At 33.7% G+C, this 14,733-nt stretch carries 17 protein-coding genes; 10 read left to right on the top strand and 7 right to left on the bottom strand.

Annotated elements, in window-relative coordinates:
- Window positions 1–145: 145 nt before the first annotated feature.
- A complete protein-coding gene (locus tag B5E48_RS07590) occupies window positions 146–1,057 on the bottom strand; it encodes a 4-hydroxy-3-methylbut-2-enyl diphosphate reductase (RefSeq protein ID WP_087304640.1) in 912 nt (303 codons plus the stop codon).
- Between the two features lie 82 nt (window positions 1,058–1,139).
- Between B5E48_RS07590 and B5E48_RS07585 the strand changes: the two genes are divergently transcribed.
- A complete protein-coding gene (locus tag B5E48_RS07585) occupies window positions 1,140–1,712 on the top strand; it encodes a MerR family transcriptional regulator (RefSeq protein WP_158097271.1) in 573 nt (190 codons plus the stop codon).
- 50 nt (window positions 1,713–1,762) lie between these two features.
- Window positions 1,763–3,331: a MutS-related protein gene (locus B5E48_RS07580; RefSeq protein WP_087304638.1), complete on the top strand. Its 1,569-nt coding sequence runs from the start codon at window positions 1,763–1,765 to the stop codon at window positions 3,329–3,331.
- Here the strand turns inward: B5E48_RS07580 and B5E48_RS07575 are convergent.
- Both B5E48_RS07575 and B5E48_RS07570 read right to left on the bottom strand, forming a co-directional pair.
- Window positions 3,324–3,659: a hypothetical protein gene (locus B5E48_RS07575; protein ID WP_087244575.1), complete on the bottom strand. Its 336-nt coding sequence runs from the start codon at window positions 3,657–3,659 to the stop codon at window positions 3,324–3,326. The genes B5E48_RS07580 and B5E48_RS07575 overlap by 8 nt on opposite strands.
- Window positions 3,660–3,772: 113 nt before the next feature.
- Window positions 3,773–4,396: a helix-turn-helix domain-containing protein gene (locus B5E48_RS07570; RefSeq protein WP_087304637.1), complete on the bottom strand. Its 624-nt coding sequence runs from the start codon at window positions 4,394–4,396 to the stop codon at window positions 3,773–3,775.
- 300 nt (window positions 4,397–4,696) lie between these two features.
- On the opposite strand from B5E48_RS07570, the gene B5E48_RS07565 reads away from it, so the two are divergent.
- The gene (locus B5E48_RS07565; protein ID WP_087244573.1) at window positions 4,697–6,067 is read left to right on the top strand and encodes a DEAD/DEAH box helicase; all 1,371 of its coding nucleotides are present in this window, start codon (window positions 4,697–4,699) and stop codon (window positions 6,065–6,067) included.
- A complete protein-coding gene (locus B5E48_RS07560) occupies window positions 6,067–6,930 on the top strand; it encodes a deoxyribonuclease IV (RefSeq protein ID WP_087304636.1) in 864 nt (287 codons plus the stop codon). The genes B5E48_RS07565 and B5E48_RS07560 overlap by 1 nt, the downstream gene beginning before the upstream one ends.
- Here the strand turns inward: B5E48_RS07560 and B5E48_RS07555 are convergent.
- Window positions 6,903–7,163 carry a hypothetical protein gene (locus B5E48_RS07555; protein ID WP_087244571.1) on the bottom strand — a complete coding sequence of 87 codons (261 nt, stop codon included), beginning with the start codon at window positions 7,161–7,163 and terminating at the stop codon, window positions 6,903–6,905. The genes B5E48_RS07560 and B5E48_RS07555 overlap by 28 nt on opposite strands.
- A 124-nt stretch (window positions 7,164–7,287) precedes the next feature.
- Here B5E48_RS07555 and tig point away from each other — a divergent pair, with 124 nt between their 5' ends.
- From tig to B5E48_RS07545, 3 genes are all read left to right on the top strand, one after another.
- The gene (tig, locus tag B5E48_RS07550; RefSeq protein WP_087304635.1) at window positions 7,288–8,241 is read left to right on the top strand and encodes a trigger factor; all 954 of its coding nucleotides are present in this window, start codon (window positions 7,288–7,290) and stop codon (window positions 8,239–8,241) included.
- 110 nt (window positions 8,242–8,351) lie between these two features.
- The gene (locus tag B5E48_RS13725) at window positions 8,352–8,522 is read left to right on the top strand and encodes a hypothetical protein (protein ID WP_164483489.1); all 171 of its coding nucleotides are present in this window, start codon (window positions 8,352–8,354) and stop codon (window positions 8,520–8,522) included.
- 94 nt (window positions 8,523–8,616) lie between these two features.
- A complete protein-coding gene (locus tag B5E48_RS07545) occupies window positions 8,617–9,123 on the top strand; it encodes a hypothetical protein (protein WP_087304634.1) in 507 nt (168 codons plus the stop codon).
- A 49-nt stretch (window positions 9,124–9,172) separates the two neighbouring features.
- Here the strand turns inward: B5E48_RS07545 and ispG are convergent, their stop codons facing one another.
- On the bottom strand, window positions 9,173–10,234 hold the full coding sequence (gene ispG / locus B5E48_RS07540) for a flavodoxin-dependent (E)-4-hydroxy-3-methylbut-2-enyl-diphosphate synthase (protein ID WP_087244568.1): 1,062 nt from the start codon (window positions 10,232–10,234) through the stop codon (window positions 9,173–9,175).
- Between the two features lie 175 nt (window positions 10,235–10,409).
- Here ispG and B5E48_RS07535 point away from each other — a divergent pair, with 175 nt between their 5' ends.
- Entirely contained in the window at window positions 10,410–11,303 is an 894-nt protein-coding gene (locus B5E48_RS07535; protein WP_087304633.1) for a hypothetical protein, read from the top strand.
- Between the two features lie 182 nt (window positions 11,304–11,485).
- Window positions 11,486–11,938, top strand: coding sequence for a hypothetical protein (locus B5E48_RS07530; protein WP_087304632.1), 453 nt, complete (start codon window positions 11,486–11,488; stop codon window positions 11,936–11,938).
- A gap of 88 nt (window positions 11,939–12,026) precedes the next feature.
- Here the strand turns inward: B5E48_RS07530 and B5E48_RS07525 are convergent, their stop codons facing one another.
- Together B5E48_RS07525 and B5E48_RS07520 are read right to left on the bottom strand one after the other, a co-directional pair.
- The gene (locus B5E48_RS07525) at window positions 12,027–13,325 is read right to left on the bottom strand and encodes a tyrosine-type recombinase/integrase (protein WP_087304631.1); all 1,299 of its coding nucleotides are present in this window, start codon (window positions 13,323–13,325) and stop codon (window positions 12,027–12,029) included.
- Between the two features lie 87 nt (window positions 13,326–13,412).
- Window positions 13,413–14,108, bottom strand: coding sequence for a helix-turn-helix domain-containing protein (locus tag B5E48_RS07520; protein ID WP_241146946.1), 696 nt, complete (start codon window positions 14,106–14,108; stop codon window positions 13,413–13,415).
- A gap of 172 nt (window positions 14,109–14,280) precedes the next feature.
- On the opposite strand from B5E48_RS07520, the gene B5E48_RS07515 reads away from it, so the two are divergent.
- On the top strand, window positions 14,281–14,496 hold the full coding sequence (locus tag B5E48_RS07515) for a helix-turn-helix domain-containing protein (RefSeq protein WP_004612412.1): 216 nt from the start codon (window positions 14,281–14,283) through the stop codon (window positions 14,494–14,496).
- Window positions 14,497–14,733: the final 237 nt, after the last annotated feature.

The raw sequence follows: 14,733 nt of genomic DNA, 5'->3' as shown, positions 1-14,733 counted from the left end.
ATCATGAACTCCATGTGTGAGCTAAGATATAGTGACTTTACAAATGAATTTTCATTTAAGACCATATAATCAATATATTTTAAATATAGTTACCAACATTTATCTAGGGTTAGATTTTAATAAAAAAATGCATGAAAACATGCATTTAGTCTAATATTTTTGTTAAGTCTATCGGTTGTTTAAAGAAGGTCTGAGGATCATTTTCATTAAATTGATGTAAGAATTCTATAACTTGATTTGTTAAATAGGTTGGTGTAGATGCACCTGAAGAGACTGCAGCTTTCTTTTTCCCTTTTAACCAGTTAATATTTAAATCATCAAGACTCTCAATCATATGAACTTCTTTCTTTTCACTAGCAATGCTTGCTAGTTTTTGAGTATTGTTAGAATGAGGATCACCCACAATGAAAACAATATCAATATCTTCTTCCATGTTTTTAATAGCTTCTTGTCTGATTTTCGTTGCTGTACAAGTTTCTTTTTCGATTGTGACATGAGGAAGTATCGTTTTGGCATACTCACATAAATCATAGACATCGTATAAAGACATGGTTGTCTGATTCGTCATCACATAATGCTTATTTGGATCCATCATTTGAATATCATTTTTACTGGTAATCAAATGAACACGTTTTTCATCAATAGAAATGGCACCTTCAGCTTCAGGATGTCCTTTTTTTCCAATATATAAAATGTCATATCCTTCATTCAATTTCTTTTTGATTAAATCATGTGTCTTAATCACATCTAAACATGAAGCATCAATGACATTGAGACCTTTATTTTTCGCTTTTTGAAATACCTGATCACTAGCACCATGAGCAGTGACAATGACAGTTCCATGTTGAATCTGATCTAATAATTCTAGACGTGTTTGACCAGGAATATCAATTGTCTGAATACCTCTTTCTTTTAATGCATCAACAATATATTGATTATGAACAATCATTCCTAAGATATAAATAGGTTGTTGTTCATTTTGTGCGTTTTTAGCTATTTCAATAGCACGGACGACACCTTTACAGTATCCTCTTGGGGTAATAGCTTTCACTTGCATACCTTTTCACCTCCACTTCATTGTATCATAATTTCTTGTGATGATGAAGAAATCTTTATATAATGAAAGCAGGTGGTTGATGATGCATATTCAGGAAGTTTCTCAACAATTAAATTTATCTAAGAAAGCGATTATGATTTATGAACAAAAAGGGCTCATTCATCCTCAAAAAGATGCTCATGGTTATCGTGTTTATCAACAGAAAGATATTGAAAGATTAATGCAAATGAAATGTTTAAGACAACTTGATTTCTCTATTTCTCAAATTAAAGATATACTGATCAATAATCAATATGATATTTTTGATCTGAAAAAAGAAGAATATGAAAAACAGATTTTTGATATTGAAACATCATTACAATATATTGATGATGTGAAAAAGAGTTTGACGCAAAAACGGACATTAGATAATTTAAGCCATCAGCTAGAACAAACCAAACAATTGAAAAAAATCAATTTTTCTACACAAACCATCCTACTCTTTGAAAAAATCATAATTTGTTTATCTGTTTTTATTTATGCTTTATTTTTATTTGATAATGACTCATTTTTATCTATATTGGCTTCTTTAGCCATGTTACTTATTTTAGTGATTCACTTTTCTTCTACATTTAGACTGTTTTTATATGAAATTTATCAAAAAATAAAAAAATAGTTGCTTTACCCCAAGGGTAGTGCTGTAAAGTCAAGGTGAGGTGAGATACCATGATGATATTTTGGGTAGCTATTTTACTGATATTGATAGTGATTATGGTTTTGAAAGGCTTATGGAATGTTTTTATGCATAAACGATTAGTTCAACTGTTTCCATATCAGCTTGAAAAGGATGAAATAGAATGGAATGAGGAATATGCTGAAACTTTAAAAGAAAAAGCAATATCTAAACAGGAAATTGATGATTTTCAGTTATTAAAAGTTTTACAGAAATGTGACTTTACTTATACGAATATAGGTAGAGAATATATGTATGGTCGTATGTTATCAAAACAATGTGATCATCGTTTGTTAGAAATGATGGTTCAGCGTTATCAGAATCCTCAAATTTTATCTGATACACTTTATCATCTTTATCAGTTAAGTAAAGAATATGACGCATGTTTAGGCTTGTTTCAGCATTCTCAAGTCTTTTCGTTATGGGAAAAACGACTCATTATGTGCTTAGGTTTTTGTCCGATTGTATTTATCATCATGTGGTTTTTCTTAGGTGAGCTGATTTTTTTACCACTTTGTATATATGCAGCTTTGATGATTCTTTTGAATACTTATTATAGTCAACGTACAAAGACTATTGTGACGGAAACAATGAGTTATTGTTTTATGATTGAAGCTTTATCACATTTGGTTAAACATCGTGTTTTTCCTGAAGAAGATATTCAAAAATTAAAGCCAATGCTTAAAAAAGCAAAGACATATACAGTATTGGCACGTGTCATTTATAAGATTTCTAAAATAGATGTTTTCTATTTCACACAGACAATCCAAAGCTTCTTTATGTTATCACTACATCAATATCTCATATTATTAAAGCATCAAGAAGACATGGAAAGCTATATGCTTACTTTCTATGAATATTTAGGAACTGCAGATGTTGCTTTAAGTGTGCGATTAGTACGTGAACGTTATGTCACGTGTTTGCCTGAATTAACACAAGATAAACAGCTTTCATTTGTCGAAGCTTACCATCCTTTAATTTCTAATCCTGTAAAAAATAGTTTTTCAACAACACGTTCTTGTATGATTACAGGATCCAATGCATCAGGTAAGTCTACATTCTTAAAAATGATTGGTATCAATATGCTGATGGCGAAAACTTTGCATACATGTTTTGCAGATGAATGGAAGTGTTATCATTATACGATTCATAGTGCCATTCATATGAAAGATGATTTAACATCAGGAGATAGCTATTATGTAAAAGAAATTAAAACTTTAAAAGCCATGATAGATGATGTGAAAGAAAAGGATTGTATGATCTTTATTGATGAAATTTTAAGAGGAACAAATGAAAAAGAACGTGTGATGATTTCTCAGGCTATTTTGACTTATTTATTTCAAAGTTCATCATTGATTTTGGTGACAACACATGATTTATCTTTGGTTGAAAAGTTTCCTTGGATTGATCAGTATTGTTTCCGTGATGCGATTGTGAATAATCAATTATCCTGTGATTATAAAATACATCAGGGACGTTGTACAGTAGGAAATGCGATTGCATTATTAGAAATTTATGGATATGATGCAGACATTATCAATGCTATAAGAAAGCCTAACTAGGCTTTCTTACTGGTAACATATTTTCAAAAGTCTGTGATTCCACTTGAACATTTTTATCAATATCCTCATCTATGTCATCTAAATCAAAACTCTTTACAGCTTTAACAACACGGAAAGCTGTTTTGGCGTTATGCAAAACAGGACGTAATTGATTGATAATAGGAATGAGCTGATTAGCCGTATAAAGTGTTTTTTGAGCTGTCTGAATTGTTGATGAAAGGTTCATCTGATGAAGTGAATATCTCATAGATTGTAATAATGATGGTTTTTGATACATCATTGGTGGATAATAGGGATAAAAATCATAGGGTGGATATTGTGGATACATGATTAACACCTCCTATGTTAAGATATGTTAAAAGAAAAAAGATGATACTTGTGTTTTGGATAAAGAAAAATAACGACTTTGAAGAGGAATCATCAAAATCGTCATGAGATATTTTATGCTCTTTGTTTATAAATGAGAAGATTAACAATACTGCCAAGCATGATATAAATCATCCAAAAAAGAATAAATCCAACATAGGAAGCATCAAGAAGAGGATATGGAGCAGTTCCTAAGCCACTTGTCATGATGTTATATGCCATAGATAAAGGAATGAATGTTAATATCCATATATTTATGGACCAAAATAATTGTTTGGCTTTTGTCTGAGAAGATTGATCTGAGATGACCATACCAATACCATAAATCATACATCCAAAGATAATCAAAATGAGTCCAGTGAGTGTTGCGATTGCAGTTTGTTTTTCATTCCATATCATTGCAGCAACAATCAATCCCAGGGCATTCATTGTTGTTGCGACGATTGTAAAAATGACACCATTAGGTTTTTCGTGCGTTGATATAGACTCACAAGGAGTGGGCTCAATACCTTTGAGTAAATAGTCTGTTGTTACTTCAAAAAAGTCACTCAATAAAATAATCTTTTCAATGTCTGGTAAAGTTTGTTCGCTTTCCCATTTAGAAACGGATTGTCGTGAAACACCAATTTGATTGGCAAGTTCTTCTTGTGATATTCCTTTTACTTTTCTTAAATGTTGTATTCTATCAGCAATGTTCATATATAGTCTCCTTTCTTAGGCACTCATATTATAACAAAAAATAAAAAAGCAATACTACCAACTGATGTGGTCATTTTGACAACTTTTACGTTCTTTTTGTCACTTTGTTTGTTTTTGCTTAATAAAAGGCTTTTTATTATTGTAACTAGGATCATTTGTAATATCAAGATATATGTCAAATATGTCTTTCCATCTTTTTTGCTTTGATAAATAATCAAAGAAAATATAAGATTTTATCAAAGTTTTTTGCTTTTTTTAAAGTTTTAGTGTATAATCATATGGCTAAAAGGAGGCGATTATATGAAATTATTTGAACAATATCAATTTCAACCTTTTGTAAAAGAAACATTACAAAAGTTGAATTTTCAATCACCAACAGAAATTCAAAAATCAGTCATTCCACTTGTTTATAAACATCGAGATGTGATTGGCATATCACAGACAGGAACAGGGAAAACACATGCTTTTTTAATTCCAATTATGGATATGATAGAGACATCAGCAGATTGTGTGCAGGCAGTCATTACTGCTCCTACAAGAGAATTGGCACAACAGATTTATGATCAGGCTAAAGTTTTTATAAATTATAATAAGAATTTAAGGGTTTCATTAATCATTGGTGGTAAGGATAAACAAAAAACAATTTCAAAGTTGAATGTTCAACCTCATTTGGTTATTGGAACACCTGGACGAATTAAAGATTTATCTTTAGAGGAACAGGCTCTTAAAATTACAACTGCGGATATATTTGTCATTGATGAAGCAGATATGACATTAGAGTATGGTTATTTAGAGGATATTGATGCAGTACTGGGAAAGATGAAAGAGAATCTTCAAATGCTTGTCTTTTCCGCAACAATTCCACAAATGTTAAGACCATTCTTAAAGAAATATATGGACTCACCAAAGATTATAGAAATTGATGAGCATCTGTCAACATCACGTAATATTTCACATTATCTGGTTCCAACGAAACATCGTCAGCGTTATGAAGTTTTAAAAAATATTATGCAGGTCATTGATCCCTACATTTGTATTATCTTCTGTAATAAACGTGAAGAAGTTGAACAGTTAAGTCATCAGTTGCGTGAAGATGGTTATAAGGTTGGAGAAATACATGGAAACCTGGAACCAAGAGAAAGACGACAGATGATGCGTCGTATCAAAAATATGGAATATCAATATATTGTCGCAACTGATATTGCTGCAAGAGGGATTGATATTGATGGTGTCAGTCATATTATTAATATGGAATTTCCAACTGAGCTAGATTTCTATATTCATCGTAGTGGTCGTTGTGGACGTGGAAAATATACGGGTGAATGTTATAATATGTATGATACATATAATCAACAAATGGTTGAAGCCTTGGAGAAAAAAGGTATTCATTTTGAAGTCAAGGAATTAAAAGGACAGCAGTTTAAACAAAGTCAAGAACGAGAAAAACGTAAGACACGTGTTAAACATCAAACTGAGCTGGAAAAGAAAATTTCAGCTATTGTCAGAAAACCAGCTAAAGTGAAACCTGGATATAAGAAAAAACGTAAAAGACAAATTGAAGCTATGGTTCAAAAAGAAAGACGTGCGATGATTAAACAGGACATTAGAAGACAAAAGAAAGAACGTGCAAAACAGGCACAAAGAGAAAAACGTGAAAGAGAGGCACAGTAATGTTGAAGATTGGTAGTCATGTTTCCATGAGTGGAAAAGAAATGATGCTAGGATCAGTGAAAGAAGCTTTATCCTATGATGCAACGACATTTATGTTTTATACAGGTGCTCCACAAAATACTGCCAGAAAACCAGTGAGTCAGTTACGTGTTGAAGAAGCCAAAGCATTAATGACAGAACATCATATTGATATTCAGGATGTTGTTGTTCATGCGCCATACATTATCAATTTGGCAAATACGATTAAGCCTGAAACATTTGAGTTAGCTGTACGCTTTTTAAAAGAAGAAATTGAAAGATGTGAAGCTATTGGTATCAAACGTTTGGTTTTACATCCTGGTTCTCATGTCAAAGCAGGGGATGAGGCTGGCTTGGATCAGATTGTAAAAGGATTGAATGAAGTCTTACATGAAGACCAAAAAGTACATATTGCTTTAGAAACAATGGCAGGTAAGGGAAGTGAAGTTGGAAAAACTTTTGATCAGCTTCAGTATATTATTGAACATACAAAGTTATCTTCTTTACTGGGTGTTTGTTTGGATACTTGTCATTTACATGATGCAGGTTATGATTTAACTCATTTTGATGACTTGTTGAAAGAGTTTGATCAAAAGATAGGTTTAGATCGTTTATTGGTTGTTCATGTGAATGATTCTAAAAATGAACGAGGAGCTCATAAAGATCGTCATGAAAATATTGGATATGGATATATTGGCTTTGATACACTCAATACTATTGTTCATCATCCTCAATTAAAAGATGTTCCAAAGATTCTTGAAACACCTTATATTGATGGAAAAGCTCCTTATCGTGAAGAAATCAATATGTTTGTTCATCAAACATTTAATAATGGTTTAAAATAATGATTTAATAATACAAGTATTTTTTGACAAGTGAATTCACTTGTCAATTTTTTTATATAGTTTTCTAAAACAAAATGATATTGTTCATGTTGTAAGGCGTATTGATTGTTTTTAATCATGTTTAATAATCTTTGTTGTGTAGATTGATCAAGTTCGATATCAAATTCTTTTAAAAGAACTTGAAAATCATCTAGTTGAAGTGATGATATATATTCATTGTTTTGATTTGTCATAATTTCCTCCTTAACTATATCCTATGTAGGCGTTAAGAAAATAGACCACATTTTTGATAAGACTTGCGTCAAATATCAATTGTATGATAGAATATGAGCGTTTTAAATAGAAAGGATTAGAAAGATGAGTAAAGTTAATCAATTAGGAAATTACACAGGAATTGAAGTCAAAGTGACTTCACGTCAAGTATTAGACGAAGATGTTGAAAAAGAAATCCAACATTTATTATCACAAAAGAGTCAATTGGTTGAAAAAGAAGGAACTGTTGAAAACGGGGATGTCACAACAATTGATTTTAAAGGATTGAAAGATGGAGTGGCTTTTGATGGTGGAACTGCTGAAGGATATCAATTAGAAATTGGTTCAGGATCATTTATACCAGGATTTGAAGAACAGATGATTGGTATGAAAAAAGGAGAAACAAGAGATTTAAATCTGACTTTCCCAGAAAATTATGGGGTTGCTGATTTAGCAGGTGCAGATGTTATTTTCCAGGTTACAGTTCATCACATTGCATCAAAAGTACAAGCTCAACTTGATGAAGAATTCGTTAAATCTTTCCAAATGCCAGATGTTGAGACAGTGGAAGATTTCAAAAAGAAAGTTAGAGAAAGTTTAGAAAATCAAAATGCTCAGACATTACGTGCTGAAAAAGAAAATAAAGTTTTAGGTGTTTTGATTGAAAACAGTGATGTAGAAGTAGATGAAGCTGATATTCAAAAAGCTTTAGATCAACATGTTCAATATGTCAGCAATGAATTAGCTGGACAAGGTATGGCTTTAGAACAATATCTTCAAATGATGGGAATGGATATGGATGCATTACATGCACAATTAATGCCAGCTGCTAAACAACAAGCTATTTTTGAAGCTATTATTGATGAAATTATTCGTGTTGAAAATTTAATGACAAGTGATGAAGATGTTGACCGTCAGGTTGATTTGATGTCACAACAATATCAAATGGATAAAAAAGATATTTTAGAAAAGATTGATTTAGAAGGTTTAAGACGTGATTTAAATCGTATTCAAGCAAGTCAATTGATTTTAAACAGTGCTAAATTTATTATGGAGTAAAGATTGTCTCAGGGCAATCTTTGTTTTTATTTATTTTATAAATCTGCTAATAAACATATTATAATATAATGGATATAGATGTTGGTGAGAGTTGAAAGAGAGATGAGACTATGAAAAATCAGAATATTTTTATAAGTTTAGGAATTGTCATTTATATTGTGATGTCTGGGATAGATAAATTTGTTTATAGGCTTCCAAATATGGTTTATATTCCCATTGCTATTTTAGGTATTATTTTGATTCTGATTGGTTTTTTAAAAATAAAAAAAGACAATCATTGACAAATGTGAGTAAGAAGATGTTATTTAAAGATAATAAAATATGAGGATTGTCCAAGATCGTTTAATGAAATGATAAAAATGGGGAGGATAAAGTGTGTCGGTATTAAGAAATTTTGAATATTATAAAGAAGAAATAGAATTAGCACTGATTCAAAATGCTGGTGTAGAAATTGAGCTTTATTCCATTGTAGCAAGTATGATAAGAGAATCACAAAATACATCTCCATTATCTATACGAGATGTATCTGCAAGGAGAAAAAGTGATATTTCAATGAAGTTTTATGGGCAAGCAGGTTTCCCGGATTTTGTTGTATTGGCAAGAGAAAAGGACAGTAATGCGAAGCTATATGGATGTATTGAAGTAAAAATGCCAACAGTTTCACTTGATGGAAATGATGAACAGTTAAATGGACATATTCAATCGTTTAAAAAGGTTCTTTATACAAATGGAATCAGATGGATATTTTTTGAGAATGATATAAAAAATGTTCTTTTTGATATTGAACTTGGAGATATAAATAAGAGTCAAATTCTTTGGAAATCACAGAAATATTGGGATGATTTATTACGATGTATGGATCAAATCAAATGGGATTTATAAAAGATAGTAGAAATAAAAAACGCCAATATAAAAAAGCAATGATTTTTTGTCATTGCTTTTCTATCATTTTGAGTATTTCATCTTTTAAGACTTGGACCATGTCTTCTTGTTTGACTTTTTTTATAACTTCACCTTTTTTAATCAATAAACCTTCTTTAACACCACCGGCAATACCAATATCAGCATGTTTTGCTTCACCAGGGCCATTGACTGCACATCCCATGATGGCGACTGTGATATCAGCATGGATAGTATTCAAGAAATCTTCAATCTCATTTGCGACTGGAATCAAATCATATTGAATACGACCACAAGTTGGACATGATACCAAAGTTGGAACATGATCAATCAGTTCTAATTCCTTTAATAATGTTTTAGCAACTTTGATTTCTTCTACAGGATCAGCACTTAAAGAGACACGAATGGTATTACCAATACCCTGATATAACAATGTACCAATACCTAAACTTGATTTGATCGTTCCACCAAGCTTTGTGCCAGCTTCTGTGACACCAATATGTAAAGGACAATCAAAAGTTTGACTGGCAAGAGTATAAGCTTCGATGGTTAATAAAGTATTGGATGATTTTAAAGAAATGGCATAGTCATGAAAATCTAATGACTCTAAAATATCAACATGTTTTTTGGCACTTTCAATCATCCCTTGTGCCGTTGGTTTTCCATATTTTTCTAAAATATCTTTTTCTAAAGAACCACCATTGACACCAATACGAATAGGAATATGATGTTGTTTGCAGGCTTCTACAACAGCTTTAACCTTATCCATAGAACCAATATTACCAGGATTAATACGAATTTTATCAATACCATTTTCAATTGCCAGTAAAGCCAAACGATAGTCGAAATGAATATCAGCAATTAGAGGAATATGAATCTGTTTTTTGATATCAGCAATTGCTGATGCATCCTCTTTATCAAAAATCGCCACTCTTACCATTTCACAACCTGCTTTTTCCAACTCATGAATCTGTTTGACAGTTGCTTCTACATCTTTTGTTTTGGTATTGCACATAGATTGAATAATGACATGATTATTGCCACCCATTGTTAAATGTCCAATTTGAAATGATCTTGTTTCTGTTCTTAACATAATCTAACCTCGTTTCTGTTTTTATTATACACGAAGTTATTCAAAAAATAAATCTATTCCCTATTTTCTATTGAGAGTGATTTTTTCATATATTAAAGTTATCGAAAATCAATAAACAATATTTTCCTTTTTTCGACCGTTATGCTATACTAACCAAAGGAGGGAGAGGAAATTTATGATCAAGTATGAAGATATACTTTTTTTTCGTGATCAGCATATTGTTGATGAATTGTATCAAAAACTGAAAACAGACAATGATAACGAAGAATTAGAAAAAGCATATCAACAGATATCAACAAATAATCAGACACAGTTACATACATTTTTATATCAGTATCGTCAGATTATGACTAAAATCTATAGTGTATGGAATGTAATCAGTTGGCTATTATTTGCAATCTTATTTATTGTATCAGGATCAATGATCTGTGCAACAGGGGTTGCTTATCTGTTTTTCGCAATTGATTTTTTTAATGCGATTTATCAGTTGATCAGTGAAATAGGAGTAAGTTTGTTGGAGGGGATCTTTCGTGTTCCAACAGAAACAATCACTTATTTTCAACAAGTTTCACCGATATTTTTATGTATTGTAGGATTAACATTTCTTTTTATTGTGTTATTTACGACTTTATATATAATCAGTTTATTTAAAAAAGATTATCAAAAACAAACATCAATACAAATGAGTCTTGATGATTGTTATCACAGTTTACAGTGTTGTCAAGATGATCCTTGGGATTATATTCGTCAATCTTTTGAAAAAAGAATACATACTAGACGAAACCATCATTTTTTTGAACGCTATTATTATGCCTATATCAAAATTGCTCAAAATCATGAACTTGTAGAAGGGACTGTTCAAGATTTAACAAAAAAAGAACAAATCATTTTATACATTCGTACTTTTACAAATAGTATTAAAAATATTTTTGGTGCATTTTCAATGCCTATCTATATATCAACAGCTCTTTTGATTTCTTATTATAGAAATTTTCAGGCTGTGAGTGCATTAAGATTAAAAAATATTTTAGAATATATACATTTAGGAGATTGGATTTATAGTTTTTAGACTTATGTTATGGAATTGTCAGTCATTTTCCATTATTTTATTATTTAGAAATCTTAGATTTAGAATTCGTAAAAGTCATTTCTTTTTGTATTTGTTTAACGATTGTATGGGGTCTTTATACAATTATAAAGACACGTATCAGTGAAATCAAAAGACAATATTTACGTCGCCAACAATTCTATTTGAAAAAACATCAAGGGTTATATGCATCAAATGAGAAGTTCCCTAAAGTTTATCAATATAGTGTACAATGGACTGTTTTTGTTGTATTTGTATGTATAGCTATAGGATTATGGCAGGCTTTCTTGGCATCTTTTCCATATGATGTAGAAGCAGTTTTTGCGATGATGAAACAAAGACAAGTTGTCTTAGATCAAATGCAGCCTTATGTTGAAGAAAAAAATCATATTTTAGGGAATTGGGAACAACGTCTTTCACCTGAATATATAGCAGTTGATTCTTTAACGGATATGGAAAAAACAGGAACTTATAATAACCCTTATTTAAGAATTTATACATATTATACACAAGAGGATGCTACAAAAGCTTTTGAAGATCAAAAAGACAGTTATGATCATTATAAGAAGAAAGAAGATCAATTACAATTAAAAATTCAATCTTCCCAAATTCCTTGATTTTTCAAGGCTTATCGCCTATCAAATATCAAAACCTTATGTATTTTCCCTTGTTTTTGCCCTTATGAGCCGAAACAAGGGAAATTTTTTATGCTTCGCCCACGACCTTATCCAAGAGCCTGGCGGAAGTCCGCTTTGCTTCTCTGGTAGAGTGAGCATAAATGTTCATTGTGGTACTGACATCAGAGTGTCCGAGAAGTTCCTGCACATCTTTGGGTTTTGCACCGCCTGAAAGCAGGTTGCTCGTATATGTGTGGCGGAGTGTGTGGAAATGGAAGTCCTCCAATCCCTCAACCTCTGCCTTTGCTTTGCGGCAAATCTGACCGACTGCACTTGCAGAAACAAAAGCACCGTCCTCCTTTAAGCAGACAAAGGATAATTCCCTGTCATTTTCGGGCGTTTCCTGCGTCCTTTGCAGACTGTAAACCTCGTAATAGGTACGCCCCTTTTCTTTGACTGCCTTGCAGTAGTTAAGATGATACAGTTCGCCATAGCGAAAACGGTTTTTATGCTGTTCTGTTTTTGCTTTCCGTAAGATGTCAGCCAATGTGTCGCAGAAATCAACGGTACGGACTTTCCTGCGTTTTGTTGTGCCGACCTCGTGCTTATGCCTTGTGCCATTGTACCGCATACTGCGTCTTACGGTTAGATACTGCTCGTCAAGGTTGATGTCCTGCCAAGTCAGACCGCAGACCTCTCCGATACGCAAGCCTGCATAATAGGCTATCTGCACCGCAAGCAGCGCAGGGTGTTTCTTTGCAATTAAGAAGTCCGCCAGCTTTTGGTATTCCCCGTGTGTAATGGTAGGAATGGGAGTAATATCTTCTTCGCTGTCCGAGAAAATATCCGTTTCCTCTTTTCTGCCACGCAGCTTTACATACTGCATCGGGTTAAAGGTTATCAGCCTTTTCGGGAATACCGCAAAGCGGAATGAGTTTTGCAGCACCGCCGAGAATTGCAACATATAGCCTTTGCTCATAGGCTTTGAATTTGTACCGTCGGGATTGACCCCTCCGTAACTCATAAGGTCGATAAACGCCTGTAAATGGTCAGCGGTCACGGTTTTCAGTTTTCGGCTGCCAATGGGATATTTCTTAATCTTTTTGACTGCCGCCGTGTACGCCATAACCGTACCGTTGCTAAGACTGCCGGGCTTCAGTTCTTCCTCCACCCACATATCCAGCATTTCGCCTACCGTGATGTTTTCGGCTTTCCCGACAAACTTCTTTTCCTCATAGTCAGCGATTGCCTTTCTGAGCAGGGCTTCTGTTTCAGACTTGCTTTCTGTTCCCACAAACTCTTTCTGTACTTTTCTGCCGCTTTCATCTTCGATGTAGAAGCGTGCGTACCACTTTTTACCTTTTTTTCTTACAGAACCTTTTGCCATAGATAAATTTCCCCTTTCTATCCGTGGCAATCGGGACTGTGACATATGGTGTGCGTAAAGTAATAGTGTCACTTATGCCGAGGAATGTCAATCGGCATTTTCACTTGTCAAAGAGCCACGGAATTTTTCTTTTTCAGCAACCCTTTCTTCTGCTGCTGTCCCTATCCCGAACAGGTCGCCCATCTTTACAGCGGTGCGTCCCTCATCGTAGATATGTAAAATCCCATCTAAAAACTGTTTCATATCCTCGATAGGAAGTTCCATTTCTTTACGGTAAACTCTCTCCATAATCGCCCCTGACTCAATCGCATAGCGGCGTAAAGACTGCTTTAAGCCCTCGTCCTCCGCCACACGGTCAACCTCAGCCATAGCGTCTGCAAAGTGATAAGTCATAACCGTATAGAGGTCAATCATCTTTCCGAGGAATGTAGTGAGCAGTTGTTGGTGCGGTTCGCCCTTTACCACAGAAGAAACCGTATCAAGATATTTTTTGATATGTTCCTCCATATCCCTTGCACATAAAGTGCGGCTGTCATATTCCTTATCTTCGGAAAGTCCTGTCAACCATTCGGGAGTGGTAAGCAACGCTTCTGCCAGTCCGTTGATAATCATTGTGCGTTTCGGGTCTACTCCGTCCGCTTCATATCTCTGAATGGTAGATTTGTTTACTCCGACACGCTTACCAAGTTCGGGCATTGTTAAGTTTAATTCTGTTCGGCGTTCTTTTACTCGTTCACCGACCTGTTTTGCGGTGAATGTAATTTCTTTTTTCAAGGTTTTCACCTCCTATTGCTGATAGTATAGCATAACGAAACCTATTTTGCAACCGCAAATTTAAAAAAATGAAAAAATATTTCTTGATAAGTTGCAAAATAGGTTGACATTAGATAGCAAAATAAGTATAATAGCATACACATAGTTGTAAAATGCGTATTTTGAAAGGGGGGTCGATAAAATGAGCAACATCAAAATGGGTTTAACCATAGAAGAAGCAGCAGAATGTACGGGTATCGGAAGAAATACAATGCGTAAGTTGGTCGACTGGGGCAAACTTCCCGTCCTCAAGGTCGGTAGAAAAGCGATTATCCGCAGGGATACTTTAGAGCGATTTATGAGCGTCAATCAGGGAAGAAACCTGCTGAATGAAAACGATGTCCGCAAAGTAGAATAACCATTCTCCAAGCCCTCGGCGTTTGAGAGCGAAATACACCCCTCGCACAAATCTTCGATTTGTACTCTGGGTATTTCGCCCTTGCAGGGGGCTATGTATCACAGCTTCGGGCAATGCACCGCCGCTATGATACAGAAGAAAACAGCACGCTGTTTTCTTCGCTGTCCGTCTGCTTGCGCCGCCGAAACAGCGGCAACCGATTTATCGGTTGCAAAAAGAGTATGCCCGTCACGGGAG

The sequence above is a fragment of the Massilimicrobiota sp. An105 genome, assembly GCF_002161155.1.
Classification (GTDB): domain Bacteria; phylum Bacillota_I; class Bacilli_A; order Erysipelotrichales; family Coprobacillaceae; genus Allocoprobacillus; species Allocoprobacillus merdigallinarum.
The sequence above is the reverse complement of the archived record's forward strand: the minus strand, read 5'-3'. Positions and strand labels throughout refer to the sequence as shown.